This is a genomic window from Rhodocyclaceae bacterium, assembly GCA_020248265.1.
GTDB lineage: Bacteria > Pseudomonadota > Gammaproteobacteria > Burkholderiales > CAIKXV01 > CAIKXV01.
In genome coordinates, this window is record JADCHX010000008.1 from 148,553 (window position 1) to 167,450 (window position 18,898).

An 18,898-nucleotide genomic window follows, 5' to 3' on the forward strand; every position below is an offset into this window, starting at 1 on the left:
CATGATCCGCAACACGCCCTTCCGCGCCCTCTGCGCGACCGTGGCTTCGTCGCTCGGCTTGACTCTCGGCCTTGCCGTTCCGGCTTCGCAGGCTGCCGAGGGGCTGTCGTCCTGGAAGGACGGTGCCGCCAAAGCCCGCATCGTTGCGTTCGTGGAGGGCGCCACCGACCCGCGCTCCCGCAACCATGTCCCGCCCGCGGAGCGTATCGCCGTGTTCGACAACGACGGGACGCTCTGGTCCGAGCAGCCGGTGTACTTCCAGCTGGCGTTCGCCATGGATCGGGTCAAGGCGCTCGCACCGAAGCATCCGGAGTGGAAGACCACGCAGCCGTTCCAAGGCGTGCTCGAGGGTGACATCAAGGCGGTCGCTGCCACCGGTGAGCGTGGCCTGATGGAGCTCATCATGGCCACCCATGCCGGCACCACCACCGATGAATTCGCAGCCAGCGTACGCCAGTGGGTGAATACGGCGCGTCATCCGACGCTCAATCGTCCCTACACCGAGCTTGTCTACCAGCCGATGCTGGAACTGCTCGCCTACCTGCGCGCGAACGGCTTCAAGACCTATATCGTCTCCGGCGGCGGCATCGAGTTCATGCGCGTGTTCGCCGAGGAGGTTTACGGTGTGCCGCCCGAGCAGGTGATCGGCTCGACCATCGCCACCAGGTACGAACTGCGCGACGGCAAGCCGGTGATCGTGCGCGAGCCGAAGCTCGATTTCATCGACGACAAGGCCGGCAAGCCGCTCGCCATCAACAAGTTCATCGGTCGACGGCCGGTCATGGCTTTCGGCAACTCGGACGGCGATTTCGAGATGCTGGAGTGGACGACTGCGGGCACGGGTCCGCGCCTGGCGGCAATCGTCCATCACGACGATGCGGTTCGCGAGTTCGCGTATGACCGGGATTCGCATATCGGCAGACTGCGCCGCGGCCTCGACGAGGGTCCGAAGCGGGGTTGGCTGATCCTCAGCATGAAGGACGACTGGAAGGCCGTTTATCCCGTCCCGGCACGCTGACGCCGCCCCACGCTACCGCACGCGCCTCAGCCGCGCGAGGTCAGTCGACCAGCTGCATGTTTGCCCACTTGGCCGTCTTGAGGCTGAGGTCGGTGTACCAGCGCATGCGGCTCGTCAGGTGCTCCGGCGTTCCGCCCGCCAGCCCGAAGCCGTATTCGCGTAGCCGGTTGTGCGTGGCCGGGTCCTGCAGGGCAGCGTTCACCTCGGTGTTGAGCCGCTGCACGATCTCGCGCGGCAGGCTCGCGGGGCCGACCAGGCCCATGAAACCCTCGAACTCGTAGCCTGGCAGCCCGGCCTCGGCGAGGGTCGGGATGTCGGGCAGCGCGGGCGAGCGGGTGGCCATGGTCACCGCGATCGGCCGGATGCGACGGTCTTTCATGAACGGCATCGCCTCGGGGATGGTCTGGAACATCGCGTCGATCTGCCCGCCCATGAGATCGGCCATCGCCGGAGCGCCTCCCTTGTAGGCCACATGCTCCATCTGCGCCTTGGCCAGCGCGTTGAACATGGCCAGCGTGAAGTGCTGGGACGATCCGTTGCCGGCCGTCCCCGCATTGAGCGCGCCGGCCCGGCGTCGGGCGATGGCGACGAATTCATTCACTGTCTTCGCGGGCACGGACGGATGCACGATCAGGATGTTGCCCTGGGTGACCATCTGCGCGATCGGCGTGAGGTCCTTGAACGGGTCGTAGGGCATGCGCCGGTAGATCGCGAGGTTGCCGCCCAACCCTCCGGCATTGCCGACCAGCAGGGTGTAGCCGTCGGGCGGACTCTTGGCCACCAGGTCGCCCGCGATATTGGCGCCGGCGCCCGGTCGGTTGTCGACGACGAACTGCTGGCCCATGGTCTGGGCGAATCGCTGCGCGAAGAGACGCCCGAGCACGTCGACGCTTCCCCCCGGCGCGAAGCCCACCACCAGCCGCACCGGCTTGACCGGATAGGCGGGCTGCGCTGTGACCGCGCCCGCTGCCAGTGCCGCCGTCATCGATGCTACGCAGAGAACCCGTCGCTTCATGGACCCCTCCTCCGTGCGTTGGGCTGCCGACGCCCCGGATCAGGATACTCCGCCGGGGCGGGCTTCTGTCAATCTCGCGATTCCTCGAGTGCCTCGCGGTCGTCGATGACGCGACCTGTGAAACGATCGTCATGCGCACCGATAACGGCAGGGAGTCCACGGGGAAAGCGATGCTCGACTGGGCCTGCCGCAACCAGGTCTTGCTGAAGCTGATCGACCCCGGGATGCCGGACCGGAACGCGTAAGTCGAATTCTTCAACGGGCGCCTTCGCGATGAATGCCTGAACGAGTGCCGGTTCACCGGCCTGACCCCCGCCCTCTACGCGAAGCAACTGGCCAGCAAGGCCTTTACAATGACCTCCGCACTTCATATTCGAGTGCTACTGATTGCGGGGGGAGCGTCGCGCTGTGCGCAACGCCTCGATGCGAAGCATCAGATGCTGGAGCGCAGCAAGCGTGACGGCAAGGCGCAGCCACTCGTTCCTCGACTGAGCGTCGCAGGCATGCGTCGCGTGAGTCCCGGTCCCGGAGGCGCGCGCCTGTTCTCGATGCCGCTCGTTCGAACAGCGTGCGGGGATCTGCGCATGGCGACGCCCGTGCTCGGCCTTCAACTGCGTGATCCGGCTCGGGCGGCTTTCGCCGCTTATTGGATCAGGCGCCCGCATACGCAGCAATCGCCCTCGCTACCCCACCGGACCCCAGGACGTGACAACGCCTGGTATCCCCAGCCCATCGACCCGAGCGCAAACCGCGCCCACGTAGCGCCGCCCCGCACGTGCTGCAGGGTGGACGGATGCTCTTCGAGTTCGACTGCAAGGAGCCTCGCTTCCGGACCCTTGCCATCGACAACTACACGAGGAAGGGCGTTCTGCGAGCCAAGGGCGCCGAGATCTGCCACCGCGCGTGATGCCACCGCCGAGGGGCGCGCCGCGAGGCGCGCTCACTCGGCGATCACGGCGCCGGTCGATGCGCGGGTCGTCGGGGACGTGTCGTGCGCGAGCCTGCGGCGATCTTCGTGCATCGAAGTACTCAGCCGGCGTGCAGCATCCACACCAGCACGGTGCCGCCGATGGAGATGAGGATGTGTCCGAACGCGACGGTGCTCGAGTAGCCGATCACGGCGACCGGGCTGTCGGAGCGATCCTGTACCGCTGCGAGCGCGGCGGTCATGGTCTGCGCGCCGGCCAGCGCGCCCAGCAGCAGCAGCGGCTCGATGCGCAGCAGGTAGCGCCCGACCAGCAGTCCCACGAACTGCGGCACCAGCGTGACCACGATGCCGCCCAGGAACACGGACAGTCCGATCTCGCGGATCGCGTCGACGAAGACCGGTCCGGCCTTGAGGCCGATCATGGCCACGAAGGCCGACAGGCCCAGCGACTTCATGAACTCGATCGCCGCGGCCGGGATGTGCGCGAAACCCGGGTGCTGCGCGTTGCGCCAGCCGAGCGCAAGCCCGACCAGCAGCACCGCGACGCTGCTGCCCAGCGCGATGTGCAGCCCGGCGACCGGGAGCGAGAGCAGCACGCCGGCCAGCGCCCCGGCGCCGATCGCCAGTCCGAGCGCGACGAAGTCGGCCCCGCGCGGTGAGCGCGCGGGTTCGCCTGCGAGACTCGCAATACGATCGACCGCGGGCGCGAGTCCGTGCAGCGTGATCACGTCGCCCTGTTCGAGGCGGGTCTGTGGCGCGACCGGCAGCGATCGCCCGGCGCGCCGGATCGCCTGCAGGAACACGCCGCGGAAGGCGGTGGTCTCGGCCCGCAGTTCCGCCACCGAACGGCCGACCACCGAGGCGTGGCTGAGCACCACGTCGCGCGTGGCGACCGGAACGTCGAGCAGCCTGCGGTCGTGGACTTCCTCGGCCACGCCGGCGAGCAGGCGCACCATGGTCTCGCGGGCGGCGATCACTGCTACCACGTCGCCCGCGCGCAGTACTGTCTCCGGCTGCGCGTCGATCACTTCGCCGTCGCGACGGATGCGCTCGATGAACAGGCGTGCGGGTGCCGCGCTGCGCTCGGCCTCGGCCACCGGAAGCCCGACCACCCGATGGCGCGGCTCAAGCCGGTAGGCGCGCATCGCGAACATCCGCCAGCCGGAGTCGACCCCATCCGCCTCGCGCGACAGGCCCATCGCCGCCTCGAGGCGGCGGGCGTCGGCGCGCAGGTCCACCCGCAGCAGCCACGGGCCGACATAGCCGCAGAAGACGATCACCCCGATCGTGCCGAAGAGATAGGTGAGGGCGTCGGCCACCGGGATCTGCGCGATCAGCCGCGACTTCTCCTCCGCCGAGATCGGCAGCGCACGGATCGCCTCGCTCGCCGTGCCGATCACCGGGGATTCGGTCAAGCCGCCCGACATCATGCCGACGGCGTAGCCCAGTTCGAGATCGAGCAGTTTCGCCATCGCCCAGGCGGTGAGCAGGCCGGCGAGCGGAATCACGCTGCCCAGCACCGCCCAGCGCCAGCCCGCATCGCGAAGGCCGCGCACGAACCCCGGCCCGGCCGAGTAGCCGATCCCGAACATGAAAAGCAGGAACAGCAGCTGCTTCGCGGTGTCGGCCACGGGGACCTCGACCGCGTAGCCCACCAGCAGCCCGGCAATCAGCGAACCCGTGACCGGGCCGAAGCCTACGCCGCGCACGCTGAAACGGCCGATCCAGTAGCCCAGCCCGATCGCGAGAAAAACTGCGATCTCCGGGTGTGTGCGCAGCGTCGCGGCCAGTACGTCCATGGGGGCTCCGCGGGGGTTAATTGCTTCCCGGCGCGCAGACGATAGTATGACTGCCAGAACAGCGCAAGGCCGCCGCCGGGCGAGCCGCTGCTGCAGTTACTCGCCAACGACCTGGGCCAAAACGTATCTGACGATCCTGTGCGGCCCGAGTACGACTTGTCAGGCTGGCCAGCTCAGCTGGCACGGACGGCACGGAACTTCCGTGCCATCCCTCGCCCGGGTCAGCGACTCTCCCAACCTCCGCCGAGCGCGCGATAGGCCTGTACCAGCGCGAGCTGGCGATTGAGCTTCGAATTGACCAGTTCGGTCTCGGCAGAGAGCAGCTGCCGCTGTGCATCGAGTACTTCGAGGTAGCTGACCACGCCAGCAGCAAAGCGTCGGTCGGCCAGGCGCAGCGCCTCTCGGGTTGCGGTTGCGCGCCTGGCCTGCTGTTCGAATTCCGCGCCGCTGCGGTCGTAGGCGGTCAGTGCATCTGCCACCTCGCGCAGTGCATTGAGCACGGCCGAGCGATAGGCGAGCACGGCCTGCTCGCTGCGCGCGACAGCCGCATCGCGGTTTGCCACCAGCGCACCGCCCGCATAGAGCGCCTGCGAGACGTTCGGGCCCAGCGAGGCCACGTCCTGCGTGCCACCCCGCAAAAACTGGTCGAGCTGGCCGCTGATCGCACCGAAGGCACCAGTGATCGAGAGGCTGGGCAGGAACAGCGCCTTCGCCTCGCCCACGCGCGCATTGGCCGCCACCATCCGCTGCTCCGACTGGCGCAGGTCCGGCCGCCGTTCGAGCATCGACGACGGCAGCCCCGCCGGCAGTGCCGCGGGCAACTGAAGAACCGCAGGCAGCGCGGGGCCCGGACCGGGCGGACGTCCCTGCAGAAGCGCCAGCACGTTCTCGAGTGCCGCAATCTGGCGCTGGATCGAGGGCAGCCGGGCCTCGGTGGAGGCGAGCTGTCCTTCGGCCTGCCGCACTTCCGCTGCCGACACGATGCCGGCCTTGTTGCGCCTCTGCATCAGGCGCAGTGCATCGCGCTGCAGTTGCGCGCTGCGTTCGGTGGCGTCGAGTACCTCGCGCGCGCCGCCCAGTTCGAAGTAACGGCTGGCGGTCTCGGCCACCAGCGACACGCTCGCGCCCGCCGCCGCTGCGCGCTGTCCGGCGAGATCCGCTCCGCTCGCCTCGACCCGGCGCTCGATGCGGCCCCAGAGATCGATCTCCCAGGACAGCAGACCCGCCGCGAGGAAACGCGAAGTGAGCGCGTCGCCCGGGTTGCGTGGAACCACCTGCGTGCTCAGCCCCAATGATGCCTGCGGCAGGCGCTCTGAACGCACCAGCGCGAGGGTTGCCTGCGCCTCGCGCACGCGCGCTGCCGCGGACTGCAGGTCGAGGTTGCCGGCGAGCACCTGCTCGACCAGCGCCTGCAGTTGCGCGTCGGTGAACACGTTGCGCCAGTCGGCCTCGCCCAGGGAGTCGCCTGCCGCAGCGGGTCCACGGAAGGCGCCGGGAACGTCGACCGCGGGACGCGCGTAATCGTCGCCGACGACCTTGCATCCCGCGACAGTGAGCAACATCGCGAGTGCGACCGCGCCTGGGGCACGCATCATTCAGAGGCTCCGCGTTGTGCACCGGCGGGCAGCGCGGTCGCCGCGCCGCCTGCCCGGCGCTTGCCGCCGAAGCGCGCGACCAGCCGCTCGACGGTGACATACAGCACCGGCACGAAGAAGATCGCCAGCAGCGTCGCGGCGAGCATCCCGCTGAACACGGTGATGCCCATCGATACGCGCGACGCCGCACCCGCACCGCTGGAGAGGATCAGCGGAACCACCCCCAGGATGAACGCAAACGAGGTCATGATGATCGGCCGCAGCCGCAGCTTCGAGGCCTCGATCGCCGCGCTGACCGGATCTGCGCCCTGGTCGCGGCGCATCTTTGCGAACTCGATGATCAGGATCGCGTTCTTCGCCGCGAGGCCGATCAGCAGCACGATGCCGATCTGCGCATAGATGTTGTTTGTGAGCCCGGTCAGGAACAGGCCGAGCATCGCGCCGAATATGCCCAGCGGCACCGCGAACAGCACCGCGAACGGCACCGTCCAGCTTTCGTACAGTGCGGCGAGGAACAGGAACACGAACACGATCGCGAAGGCGAAGACGACCGGCGCCTGCCCGGCCGAAGCCTTCTCCTGCAGGCTGATGCCGGACCACTCGAAGCCATAGCCGGTGGGCAGCACCTCGCGGGCTACCTGCTCGAGCGCGGCAAGCGCCTGCCCCGAGCTGTAGCCCGGTGCCGCATCGCCGCCGATGTCGGCGGTACGGAACAGGTTGTAGCGCTGTATCACCGTCGGTGCACTGATCGGCGACGGCACGATCAGCGTCGACAGCGGCACCATCTCGCCCTTCTGGTTGCGCACGTACATCAGGCCGAGCGACTTGATGTCGGCACGGAACTCTGGCTCGGCCTGCAGCGACACCTTGAAGTTGCGGCCGAAGCGCGAGAACTCGTTGACGTTGACGCCGCCGAGGAAGGTCTGCAGCGCGGTCGAGATGTCGTTGATCGGTACGCCGAGCTTCTTCGCCTTCTCGCGGTCGATCTCCAGGCGGATCGCCGGCGTGCGCGGATCGAACTTCGAATAGATGCTGCCGATCTCGGGCCGCTTGCGCGCGGCATCGGTGAATTCCTGTGCAACGCGCGCCAGGTCCTGCGGTGTGTTACCGGCACGGTCCTGCAGCTTGAACGAGAAGCCGCCGGTCGCGCCCATGCCGGGGATCGGCGGCGGGTTGAACGGCAGCACGGTAGCGTCGCGCAGCCCCTGCGCCCGTGTGTAGAAATCGCGGATGATGCTGCGCAGGCCGAGTTCCGGCGTCGTACGCTCTTCCCACGGCTTGAGCGCGATCACCACCAGCGCGCTGTCGGACTGCACGCTGCCGGTGAGCAGGTTGTAGCCGTTGATGATCAGCGAGCGTTCGGCGCCCGGCGTCGCATCGATCAGCTTCTGCAGGTCGGCCGTCACCGCAAGGGTGCGGTTGAGCGATGCCGCCGGCGGCAGCTGCACCGCGGCGAAGAAGTACCCCTGGTCTTCCGGTGGCACGAAGCCGCCAGGCACCTTCTGCATCAGCGCGACTGCGGTGCCGATGAGTATGCCGAGCACCAGCAGCACGAGCACGCTGGAGCGGATCGCACGCGCGACACCGGCACCATAACGCTCGGTGATCGCGTTGAACACGGTGTTGAAGCCGTTGAAGAAGCGCCCGAGCAGGCCGGGCTTTGCGTGGTGGTCTTTCGGCTGCAGCAGGAGCGCGCACAGCGCCGGAGTCAGCGTCAATGCGACTACCGCCGAGAGCAGCGTCGATACGGCGACGGTGATCGCGAACTGCTGGTACATGACGCCGGCGATACCCCCGAGGAAGCCTACCGGCACGAACACCGCCGCCAGGATCAGCGCGATCGCGATCACCGGGCCGGTCACTTCCTCCATCGCCTTGATCGTCGCGTCGCGCGGCGACAGTCCGTTGGCGTGCATGTGGTGCTCGACTGCTTCGACCACCACGATCGCGTCATCGACGACGATGCCGATCGCCAGCACCATGCCGAACAGGGTGAGCGTGTTGATGGTGAAGCCGAGCAGCACGAACGCCGCGAACGTCGCCACCAGCGACACCGGCACTGCGATCATCGGGATCACCGTCGCACGCCAGCTCTGCAGGAACAGGAACACGACGACCAGCACCAGCAGCAGCGCCTCCACGAACGTGTGCACCACCTCTTCCAGCGAGGCCTTCACGAAGATCGTGTTGTCGATCACGATCTCGTGCGCGAGGTCCGCCGGATAGGCGGAGGCCAGTTCCTGCAGCTGCGCCTTGATCAGCGCCGAGGTCTCGATCGCGCTCGCGTCCGGTGTCAGGCTGATCGAGAACGCGGTGGCCGGCCTGCCGTTGTAGCGCGTGCTGAAGAAGTAATCCTTCGAGCCCAGCTCGACCCGCCCGATGTCCTTCACCCGGATCACCGAGCCGTCGGGTTGCGCGCGGATGATGATGTTGGCGAACTCGTCGGCCTGCTCGAGCTGCCCGCGCACCTGCAGGCCGTACTGGAACTGCTGCGACGGCGGCGACGGCTGGGCGCCGATCTGGCCTGCCGGTGCCTGCACGTTCTGCTCCTGCACCGCGCGGTAGACGTCTGCCGGCGTGATGCCCAGGCGCGACATCCGGTCGGGGCGCAGCCAGATGCGCATGCCGAACTCCGACCCGAACACCTGCACGGTGCCGACGCCCTTGATCCGCTTGATCGCCTCGACGACGTTGATCGACAGGTAATTGTTGACGAACAGCTCGTCGTAGGTGCCGTTGGGCGAGAACAGCGCCACGTACATCAGCACGTCGGGCGTGCTCTTGGTCGTCGACAGGCCCGCCGACAGCACCTCGGACGGCAACTGCGCATTGGCCTGCGATACCCGGTTCTGCACCTGCACCGCGGCGATGTCGGCGTTGCGATCGAGGCCGAAGGTCACGTCGAGGGCATAGGCACCGTTGCCGGCCGCACTCGAGGACATGTACAGCATGCCCTCGACGCCGTTGACCTGCTTCTCGATCGCCTGCGACACCGCGCGCTCGACCACCTCGGCGTTCGCGCCGGGGTAGGCTGCACTGACGCGGATCGTCGGCAGCGTGATCTGCGGGAACTGTGCGATCGGCAGGCTCAGGCCGGCGACCGCGCCGGCGATGGTCATGACCAGCGCGATCACGATCGCGAGGACCGGGCGGTCGATGAAGACACGGACCATGGCGGCGCTACTTCTTCGCGGCGGTCGCAGCCGCACCCGGCGCGGCCGCACCAGCACCACCGGCCGCCGCCAGCGGCATCGGCTTCACGGTGCTGCCTGGACGCGCCCTCTGCAACCCCTCGACGATCACGTTGTCGCCCGCCTTCAGGCCTTCGCGGATCAGCCACTGATCCCCGATACGATCGCCGGTAACGACCGGCCGCTGCTCGACCTTGCCGTCGGCAAGCACCACGCTGACGAACGCCCGACCAAGCAACTCCGATACTGCCTTCTGCGGGATGACGATCGCGTCTTTCGCCACCTCGTAGACGACGCGCACCCGGCCGGTCATGCCCGGGCGCAGGAGATCGCCGGGGTTGGCGAAGACTGCGCGCAGCGTGAGCGTGCCGGTCGTGGAGTTCACCTCGCGGTCGGCGAAGTCGAAGCGGCCGGTCTGCTCGTACTTCGAGCCGTCGGACAGGATGAGTTCGACCGGCAGCTGCCTGCGCAGCCGCTCGTCTGGCTGGTTAGCTGCGATCCGGCGCGCGAAGGCGAGGTACTCCGCCTCGGGCACGCTCACATAGGCAAATACCGGATCGAGCGTCGACACGACTGCAAGGACTGTCTGTCCGGCGCTTGCGAGGCCGCCGACCTCGACCTTCTGCAGGCCGATCTGACCGCTCACCGGTGCCTTCACCTCGGCATAGCTGCGATCGATGCGTGCACGGGTGACGCCTTCCCTGCGTGAATCGACGACCGATGCCGCCTGCTTGACCGCCGATACCGCCTGGTCGTAGGTCTGCCGCGGGATGGCGTCGTCCACCAGCAGCGGCTCGTAGCGCGCGACATCCTGCTTCGCACGATCGAGCTGCGCCTCTGCTTCGACCAGTTTCGCCTGCGCGTCGGCCACTGCCGAATCGAGCGACCGCGCGTCGATGACGAACAGCGTCTGGCCCTCGCGCACGAGCTGCCCCGGCTGGAACAGCTGTTTTTCGATGATGCCGCTGACGCGCGGGCGCAGTTCCACCTCGCGATAGGCGCGGATGTCGGCGACCAGATCGGCGGTGAGCGGCGTGGTGCGGCTGCTGACCTGCATCACACCGACCTCGGGCACCGGCGGTGCGGACGGTGCTGCGGGCTTGTCGCATGCCGCGACGCCGAGCAGCAGTGCGCACGCTGCGAAGCGTCGGACCACTGCCGCAAGCCTGGCCTCGATGGACGGAGCGTCAGTGCGCCGGCGATCGGGTCCGCGTTCAGCGCTGCGTTTACCCATGGCGACCGGGACGGCAATCATCGGGGCAGGGAAACGCATCGGTGAAGCCTCGTTGGGCAGAGAGTGGGGCGTGCAGCCAGGTCATCGCCATGTCGATTTCTGCAGCCGACAATGCTGACCGAGCAGTCCACGACGATTCGAACGAGAGTCTATCAACTCGTTCATGACACAGCTACGCGTTGCGAAAACGTACCCGGCGGGTGGTGTCCTGGGTCATCAGCCCGGTCAGCTGAACAGCGAAACCAGGTCGTCCGACGTCAGCGCCTTCCAGCCGGCGTCGGCGCCGTCGAGCATCATCGCCGCCAGGTCGCCCTTCTTCTTCTGCATGTCCATGATCTTCTGTTCGACCGAGTTCGCGGCGATCAGCTTGTAGACGAAGATCGGCTTGTCCTGCCCGATGCGATGTGCCCGGTCGGTAGCCTGGTTCTCGGCCGCCGGGTTCCACCAGGGGTCGTAGTGGATGACAGTGTCGGCCGCGGTCAGGTTCAGGCCGACGCCGCCCGCCTTGAGCGAGAGCAGGAAGATCGGCACCTTGCCGCCCTGGAATTTCTCGACCTCGGCCTGACGGTCGACGGTCTCGCCGGTGAGCTTGGCCCACTTGTAGTTGCGCGCCGCCAGTTCCGCCTCGATCAGCTCGAGCATGCTGGTGAACTGCGAGAACACCAGCACATGACGGCGTTCGTTCATCAGCTCCTCGATCATCTCCATCAGCGTGGCGAGCTTGGCCGACTGCTCGATGCCGACGTCCTCCTTTGCCAGCGCCGACCCGCCACCCTTGGCCGAGACCAGGCGCGGATCGCAGCAGACCTGGCGCAGCTTGAGCAGCGCGTCGAGCACGACGATGCGGCTCTTGGCCATGCCGACCTTGCCGATCTCGTCGCGCACCCGCTTGTCCATCGCGGCGCGTACCGTCTCGTACAGGTCGCGTTGCACCGGCTGGAACTCGACTTCGCGCACGACCTCGGTCTTCGGCGGCAGTTCGGAAGCCACCTGGTCCTTGGTCCGGCGCAGCAGGAACGGCCGCACCCGGCTCACCAGCAGTGCCGCGCGCTCGCCATCGCCGTGCGTCTCGATCGGCGTACGGTAGGCGACCTTGAACTTCGCCTCGTCGCCCAGGAAGCCCGGCATCAGGAAACGGAACAGCGACCACAGTTCGCCCAGGTTGTTCTCCAGCGGCGTGCCCGACAGGCACAACCGGTGGCTCGACTCCAGGGCGCAGGCGGAGATGGCCGCCTTGGTCTTCGCGTTCTTGATGTTCTGAGCCTCGTCGAGCACGACGATGTGCCAGTGCTGCTTCTGCAGCACCTCTTCGTCGCGCGGCAACAGCGCATAGCTGGTGATCACCAGGTCGGACGACTTGATCTTGTCGAAATCCTCCGCGCGGTCCTTGCCGTGCAGGACCAGCACCTTCATCGACGGCGCGAACTTCTTCATCTCGGCCGCCCAGTTGTGGATGACGCTGGTCGGCGCGACTACCAGTGCCGGTTCGGTCAGGCGGCCAGCTTCCTTCTCGATCAGCAGGTGGGCGATCGTCTGCAGGGTCTTGCCCAGGCCCATGTCGTCGGCGAGCACGCCGGCCAGCCCGTATTCGCGCAGCGACTGCAGCCAGCCGACACCGTCCTGCTGGTAGCCGCGCAGGGTCGCGTTCATGCCCTTCGGCGGTTCGACCGTCTCGACGCCGCGGAAGCCAGCCAGGCGCGAGGCGATCTCGCGCAACCGCTCGCCGCCATGCCAGCGCAGCGCCAGCGCCGAGTCGAGCGCGGCGAGGCGACCCACGTCATAGCGCGACAGCGTCTTCGGGGGCAGATTGGAATCCCCGGCACCGAACAGCCCCTGCAGCAGCGCGACGATGGCGGTCAGCCGCTCGCGCGGCAGCATCACGCGCCGGCCGTTGGGCAGCGGCAGCAGGATCGGCTTGCCGGCATCGCTCTCGTCGACCGGCTCGAAGAAGTTCGGGCCGTGCTCGCGCAGCGCCTTGAGCAGCAGGTCGACCAGCGAGAAGCGCTCGCCGGCCACCTCGATGCCGAGGTCGAGCCCGAACCAGTCCTGGCCCGGGCGGCCTTCCTCGATTTCGCCGTACCACTCGTCGACCTCGACCAGGTCGTAGGCGAAGCCGGACTCCATCGTGATCTGCCAGCCTTCCTCGCGCCAGCGCGGCAGGTGGTTCTTCATCGCTTCGATCCAGTCGGCGTCGCGCGGCAGCGCGAAGCTCTTGCGCAGCTTCGACGGCAGGATCGGACCGTAGGCCTTCTCTGCCGAGATGAAGCCGGCCTGGCGCATCTGCGCGGCGGTGGCTTTCTCGAATGCCGGATTCAGCGGTGCGGTCCGGCGTGGGTCACCGCGGCCGCGGGTGGCACCGCTGCGCCCGCTGGGTCGTCCGCTGTCCAGCCGCGCATTCGCGCCGCTGCCGGCGTGCGTGCCGTTCAGTTCCGGGCCGTAGCGGAAGGTCAGGCGCGCACAGTGGAATTCGCCGCCCTGGCGCAGGCGTGTGGTCGGCTGCGACAGGCTGATCAGGGTAAGCACCGGCGTCGGCGTGAGGTCGGGCGGAGGCCGCACCTCGATGGCGGCCGGCAGGGGCACTGCGTGGCCATTCACCACGTTCGACAGCGTCTCGGAGACCAGTGCCACCGTCTCGGGCGAAATGCGTGGCGCCTGCGCGAGGGCACCCGACAACTCGTCGGGTACGCCACAGTCGATCGGGCCGCATTCGCCGGTCTTCAGGTCGACGTACTGCGGCGGCGTCAGCGGCAGCACCGGTGCCGGCGGCTCGACCGTGATCAGGCATTCCTGGACGCCGGCGGCATCGGCCTCCCAGCTGATCGTGCCCTTGCGCGCGGGGCCCGGGCGCAGCGCAGGGCCGCGCCCGGCCTGCTCCCAGTAGCAACGGCGGGTGGCCATCAGCCAGCGCAGCAGCGCCGCGCTGTCGTGTTCGTCGAGGCGTACGCCCTGTGCCGCAGGACCGCGTCCGGGTGCCAGCCGGCCGATCTCGCGGTCGATGCCGAGCACGAAGCGGGCATCGCTGACCGCGAGCTGGGCGAGCGGATAAGGCGTCGGCTTGGCCCGGCCACCGTCCTTCTTGAAGCGCAGCTGGAATGCTCGCAGCAGCGCGGTGCGTCCGCCCGGGACGAAGCTGGGCGCGAGCGTATAGACGATGCGCTCGCGCACCTGGGGCGGGTAGCCGTTGGATTCGCCGAGGCTGGCCTCGTGGGTATGGGTCAGGCGGTCGAGCCATAGCCGCACGTCGGTTGCGGACTCCTTGCTGTTGCCGCCATGGCGCTGGGTTTCGCGTTGCATCTCGCGCTGTTCGCGCTGTGCCTCGCGCTGTGCCTCGCGTTGTGCCTCGCGCGCGGCGCTGTCGCGCGGCGACGCAGGTTCGCGCTGGGCCGGTGCCTGCGATCCGGGCGGCGTACCGGCCAGGGCACCCGGTTGCGTTCCAGGTGCCGGTACACCCGCGCCAGCAACCATGCCGGCCAGCGACAGGTCGACGTCGAAGCCCGCCTCGTCGGCGCCCGCGCCGGGCAGCATCGCGGCGATCCGGTCGGCACGGCCAGGCAGACCGAAGCTCTGGGCGAGTTGGCGGGCCGCGTGCATGCAGACGGCAGCCACATGCTTGCAGTTCTGGCCGACCGGGCAGGTGCACTGTCCGGCGACCAGGAGCTTGCCGTTCTCGAGCGTGATCCTGACCTGTTGCTGGTAGGTGTTCGATGCCGAACCGTGGACCTCGGAGTCGATGGCCGCATGGCCATCGTCGCCCTGGGTGACCTCACAGCGCGTGACGCGCCGGGTTCGCTGGTATCCCTGGCCGCGCTGCCAGTCCCGATCGCGAAAATTCGCTCGCAACAGCTTGAGCACCAATGCCATGCAGTTGATCCGTTCGTTCCGTGGTCGTCTCGGTACAGTCGTCCGGCGCCTGCCCGGCAAGGCAGGCAGAGTGGCGAAGGACTGCGTTGGAGGGTTCGATGCGCCCAGTTCGTGGGCGCGATCAGGCGGGATCGCCGGGCGGGTTTCGGCGTACCGCGTTTCTGAGGTTGGACAGCGAATTGCAAACCCGCAGCGGACGCTGCTTCGACTGCGGGGTCTTCCGCGTGTTTCGCACTGCACGCACGCCGTTCGGACTGGCGACGCGGGAGCAGTTCGATCACCGCATGTTGTTGGTGTGGTCCGGAAGGATTCCTCGGACACGATTCATTGTAACCGCGCCCGACCGGGAAGACCAGCCCCCCTTGTGTACCATTCCCTCAGCCGACGGCGTCGCCGACGCCGTCGCGCCCCCGGTTGAATTCAGGGAGTGGTCGACGGTGGAATTTCTTGGTCTGTGGCATGCGGTCATGCTGGGCGTCCTCGAAGGACTCACCGAGTTCCTGCCTGTCTCGAGTACCGGCCACCTCATCATCGCCCAGGACATGTTCGGCTTGAACGATGCCCGCGGCAAGGCGTTTGCGATCTTCATCCAGTTGGGCGCCATCCTGGCGGTGTGCGTGGCCTATCGCGACAAGCTGTTCGAAGTGACCGCTGGCCTGGGCCGCGATCCGTCGGCGCGCCGGTTCGTGGCCAACGTGCTGATCGCGTTCATTCCGGCCATGGTGATGGGCGCGGTGCTGCACGGCGTGATCAAGACCTATCTGTTCTCGCCGGTCACGGTGGCCGTTGCGCTGATCGTCGGCGGCGTGGTCATCCTGTGGGTGGAGTCACGGCCGCGCCAGCCGCGCGTGCGCGACATCGACGATCTCACCTGGCTCGATGCGCTGAAGGTCGGGCTCTGCCAGTGCGTCGCACTGTTCCCCGGCGCCTCGCGCGCCGGGTCGACGATCATCGGCGGCATGCTGGTCGGGTTGTCGCGCGAGACCGCGACCCGCTTCTCGTTCTTCCTCGCGATGCCGACGATGGCCGCCGCGGTGACCTATGACCTCTACAAGAATGCCGCCATCCTGTCCTGGGACGACGCCGGTGCGTTCGCCGCAGGCTTCGTGGCGGCGTTCATCACGGCGCTGGTGACGGTGCAGGCGCTGCTTGCCTACGTCTCGCGGCACAGCTTCGCGCCGTTCGGCTGGTACCGGATCGCGCTCGGACTGGTCGTGCTGTGGTACTTCCTGTAGCGACGGCCAGGGTGCCCGGCGTTGCCCGTGTTCCTCAGCCCTGGCTCCAGGGCAGCCCCGCGGCGCGCCAGCCGCCCAGGGTGTTGCGGTGTGCCGCATCGTCGCGGTCCCCCTCGAATCCCTGCAGCACGTTGTAGCAGGCGGTGAATCCGGCCGCGGTGGCTGCCAGCGCGGCATCGTGCGAACGTCCGCCGCTGCGGCAGAGGAACAGCAGCGGCGCGGTGCGGTCGACCTTCCCGGCCAGCGTGTCGAGGAAGGCTGCATTGGGGACCATTCCCGGCCAGCTCTTCCACTCGATCTCGACCGCGCCCGGGACGCGGCCGACGAACTCCCATTCCGCGCGCGACCGGACGTCGACCAGCCGTGCCACGGCATCATGCTGGAGGAGCATCCAGGCTTCGGCGGGTTCCAGGCAACCGGCGTACGGGACGTCCAGTGCGCGGGCACGCTCGCGTGCCCGCTCGCGCAGCGCATCGATGGTTGGAAGGGTCATGGGTTGCTCCGAGGGAAGGTCCCGCGGCGGTCATCGGGCCGCGGCTTCGCGCAGTCTACTCCGGTCGATTTCGGTGCAGGAAGGGCTGCCGACCGTCCCGGTACCGGCTCGCCCGGCCCTGCAGCGAATTCAATGCACCAGAAGCGTGCATAATCGACGCCGGCGCACCGTTATGATGCGGTTGCCATGCGCGAGCATAGCGCCCGGGCGTTAATGCCCTGTTTTGAAATGATTTCAATGCGGATCGGGTTTGGCACGCTTCATGCTGCGAGGGTATCCCGCAGCCACACATCTGCCGCACGCGCATTTCGTATCACACTCACTTCATGCTGCAAGCGACGACGAGGAAACGAGGAGAACCATGGCCACTGCCGATGACGTACTGAAAATGATCAAAGACCACGATGTGAAGTTCGTGGACTACCGCTTCACCGACTTCCGCGGCAAGGAACAGCACGTCTCGGTGCCGTCGCACACGGTCGACCTCGCCAAGTTCGATGACGGCCATGCCTTCGACGGCTCGTCGATCGCCGGCTGGAAGGGCATCCAGGCGTCCGACATGCTGCTGATGCCCGATGCGTCCACCGCCCGCATGGACCCGTTCACCGACGAACCGACCCTGATCGTCACCTGCGACGTGATCGAGCCTTCCGATGGCAAGGGTTACGACCGCGATCCGCGTTCGCTCGCCAAGCGCGCCGAGTCGTACCTGAAGTCGACGGGCATCGGCGATGTCGCCTACTTCGGTCCCGAACCCGAATTCTTCGTGTTCGACTCGGTCACCTGGCATGTCGACATGGCCGGTGCCATGTGCAAGGTCGTGTCCGAAGAAGCACCGTGGGCCAGCGGCCATGAGTTCGAAGGTGGCAACCGGGCCCACCGCCCGGCGGTCAAGGGCGGGTATTTCCCGGTTCCCCCGGTCGACTCGCTGCAGGATCTGCGTTCGGCGATGTGCCTGGCGCTCGAAGAGCAGGGCGTCGAAGTCGAAGTGCATCACCATGAAGTCGCGGCTCCCGGCCAGTGCGAGATCGGCACCAAGTTCGCCCCGCTGGTCCAGCGCGCCGACTGGATCCAGATCCTCAAGTACACCGTGCACAACGTCGCGCATGGCTACGGCAAGACCGCCACGTTCATGCCGAAGCCGGTCGTCGGCGACAACGGCTCGGGCATGCATGTCCACCAGTCCATCTGGAAGGACGGCATCAACCTGTTCGCCGGCAACGGCTACGCAGGCCTGTCCGAGTTCGCGCTGTACTACATCGGCGGCATCATCAAGCACGCCCGTGCGCTGAACGCGATCACCAATCCGGGCACGAACTCGTACAAGCGCCTCGTCCCCGGCTTCGAGGCGCCGGTGCACCTGGCCTATTCGGCCCGCAACCGTTCCGCATCGATCCGCATCCCGTACGTGTCGAACCCGAAAGGCCGCCGCATCGAGGTGCGCTTCCCGGATCCGACCGCCAACCCGTACCTGGCATTCGCGGCGATGATGATGGCCGGCCTCGATGGCGTGCAGAACAAGATCCACCCGGGCGACCCGATCGACAAGAACCTGTACGACCTCGAGCCGGAAGAGGCGAAGAACGTGCCGTCGGTGTGCTCGTCGCTCGACCAGGCGCTCGACTACCTCGACAAGGACCGCGAGTTCCTGACCCGGGGCGGCGTGTTCTCGAACGACATGATCGATGCGTACATCGCGCTGAAGATGGAAGAAGTGACCACCTTCCGCATGACGACGCACCCGGTCGAGTTCCAGATGTACTACAGCTGCTGACCGGGTCCTTCCTGCAGGCAGTTCGAGCGTGCACGGGGCGAGGCGACTCGCCCCGTTGTACTGAGGGGGGTACGATGGCTCGTTGCGGTTGCCCACCGCGTCATCTAGACTCCGCCCGGCTGCGCATTTGCGCTGCGCGATCGGGATTTCCGGATGAGATGGCATTCCAGCGCCCCTGCGCCGGGGACGACCCGGCGGGCGGCGATGTTGACGATGGTGCTTGTCGCCATACCGCTGTGGCTGCCCGCGATGGCGAGGGCCGACATCCATCGGTGCATCGACACCGACGGCCTGGTCACGTTCACCGACAGTCCGTCGCGCAGGTTCAAGGAATGCACCCTGCTCTACCGGGAGACGCCGGGGGGCGGGTCGGCGCAGCGGGCCGCTCCAGGCGCCGGTGCATCGCCGCCCGGAGCGGGCACCGCACGTCCGCGCACGGAATCGCCTGCCGCTACGCCGCGCGGCAATCCCGGGCCGGAGAACTTCCCGCGCGTCGAGCGCAGCGAGCAGCGCGATCGGGACCTGAAGGCACGACAGATCGTCGAGCGCGAACTGTCGAGCGAGCAGCGGCTGCTCGAGGATGCACGCCGGCAGATCGCCGCGCTGGGACCTGCCAGCGCCGATCGACCGGATCCCCGTCTGCGCGAATTGCAGAACGCCGTTTCGAGGCACGAACGCAACATCGCCGAGATCCAGCGCCAGCTCGCCGTCATGAAGTAGGCGTGGCTGGCCCTGCGGCAGCGCGGCGGCCCGGA

11 protein-coding genes are annotated in these 18,898 nt (G+C 67.7%); 4 read left to right on the forward strand and 7 right to left on the reverse strand.

The genetic code is table 11. The features are described from left to right. Position 1: 1 nt before the first annotated feature. On the forward strand, positions 2-1,018 hold the full coding sequence (locus tag ING98_09185) for a haloacid dehalogenase-like hydrolase (GenBank protein MCA3102035.1): 1,017 nt from the start codon (positions 2-4) through the stop codon (positions 1,016-1,018). 40 nt (positions 1,019-1,058) lie between these two features. Here ING98_09185 and ING98_09190 read toward each other — a convergent pair whose 3' ends face one another. The 6 genes from ING98_09190 to ING98_09215 all read right to left on the reverse strand — a co-directional run bounded on the left by ING98_09190 (position 1,059) and on the right by ING98_09215 (position 14,641). Beyond that, complete coding sequence (locus ING98_09190; protein MCA3102036.1) at positions 1,059-2,033, reverse strand: tripartite tricarboxylate transporter substrate binding protein; 975 nt, start codon at positions 2,031-2,033, stop codon at positions 1,059-1,061. 1,029 nt (positions 2,034-3,062) lie between these two features. Next, positions 3,063-4,760 carry an aspartate-alanine antiporter gene (locus tag ING98_09195; GenBank protein MCA3102037.1) on the reverse strand — a complete coding sequence of 566 codons (1,698 nt, stop codon included), beginning with the start codon at positions 4,758-4,760 and terminating at the stop codon, positions 3,063-3,065. Between the two features lie 221 nt (positions 4,761-4,981). Continuing rightward, positions 4,982-6,355: an efflux transporter outer membrane subunit gene (locus ING98_09200; GenBank protein ID MCA3102038.1), complete on the reverse strand. Its 1,374-nt coding sequence runs from the start codon at positions 6,353-6,355 to the stop codon at positions 4,982-4,984. Further along, the gene (locus ING98_09205; protein MCA3102039.1) at positions 6,352-9,528 is read right to left on the reverse strand and encodes a multidrug efflux RND transporter permease subunit; all 3,177 of its coding nucleotides are present in this window, start codon (positions 9,526-9,528) and stop codon (positions 6,352-6,354) included. The genes ING98_09200 and ING98_09205 overlap by 4 nt, the downstream gene beginning before the upstream one ends. Positions 9,529-9,535: 7 nt before the next feature. Next, positions 9,536-10,702: an efflux RND transporter periplasmic adaptor subunit gene (locus ING98_09210; protein ID MCA3102040.1), complete on the reverse strand. Its 1,167-nt coding sequence runs from the start codon at positions 10,700-10,702 to the stop codon at positions 9,536-9,538. Positions 10,703-11,005: 303 nt separating this feature from the next. Continuing rightward, positions 11,006-14,641, reverse strand: a complete 3,636-nt coding sequence (locus tag ING98_09215; protein MCA3102041.1) for a DEAD/DEAH box helicase — start codon at positions 14,639-14,641, stop codon at positions 11,006-11,008. Between the two features lie 437 nt (positions 14,642-15,078). Here ING98_09215 and ING98_09220 point away from each other — a divergent pair, with 437 nt between their 5' ends. Then, on the forward strand, positions 15,079-15,876 hold the full coding sequence (locus ING98_09220; protein MCA3102042.1) for an undecaprenyl-diphosphate phosphatase: 798 nt from the start codon (positions 15,079-15,081) through the stop codon (positions 15,874-15,876). Between the two features lie 34 nt (positions 15,877-15,910). Here ING98_09220 and ING98_09225 read toward each other — a convergent pair whose 3' ends face one another. Beyond that, complete coding sequence (locus tag ING98_09225; GenBank protein ID MCA3102043.1) at positions 15,911-16,369, reverse strand: rhodanese-like domain-containing protein; 459 nt, start codon at positions 16,367-16,369, stop codon at positions 15,911-15,913. A gap of 361 nt (positions 16,370-16,730) precedes the next feature. Here ING98_09225 and glnA point away from each other — a divergent pair, with 361 nt between their 5' ends. Together glnA and ING98_09235 are read left to right on the forward strand one after the other, a co-directional pair. Further along, positions 16,731-18,143: a type I glutamate--ammonia ligase gene (gene glnA / locus ING98_09230; GenBank protein ID MCA3102044.1), complete on the forward strand. Its 1,413-nt coding sequence runs from the start codon at positions 16,731-16,733 to the stop codon at positions 18,141-18,143. Positions 18,144-18,347: 204 nt separating this feature from the next. Next, the gene (locus ING98_09235; protein MCA3102045.1) at positions 18,348-18,863 is read left to right on the forward strand and encodes a DUF4124 domain-containing protein; all 516 of its coding nucleotides are present in this window, start codon (positions 18,348-18,350) and stop codon (positions 18,861-18,863) included. The last annotated feature ends 35 nt before the right edge of the window (positions 18,864-18,898 follow it).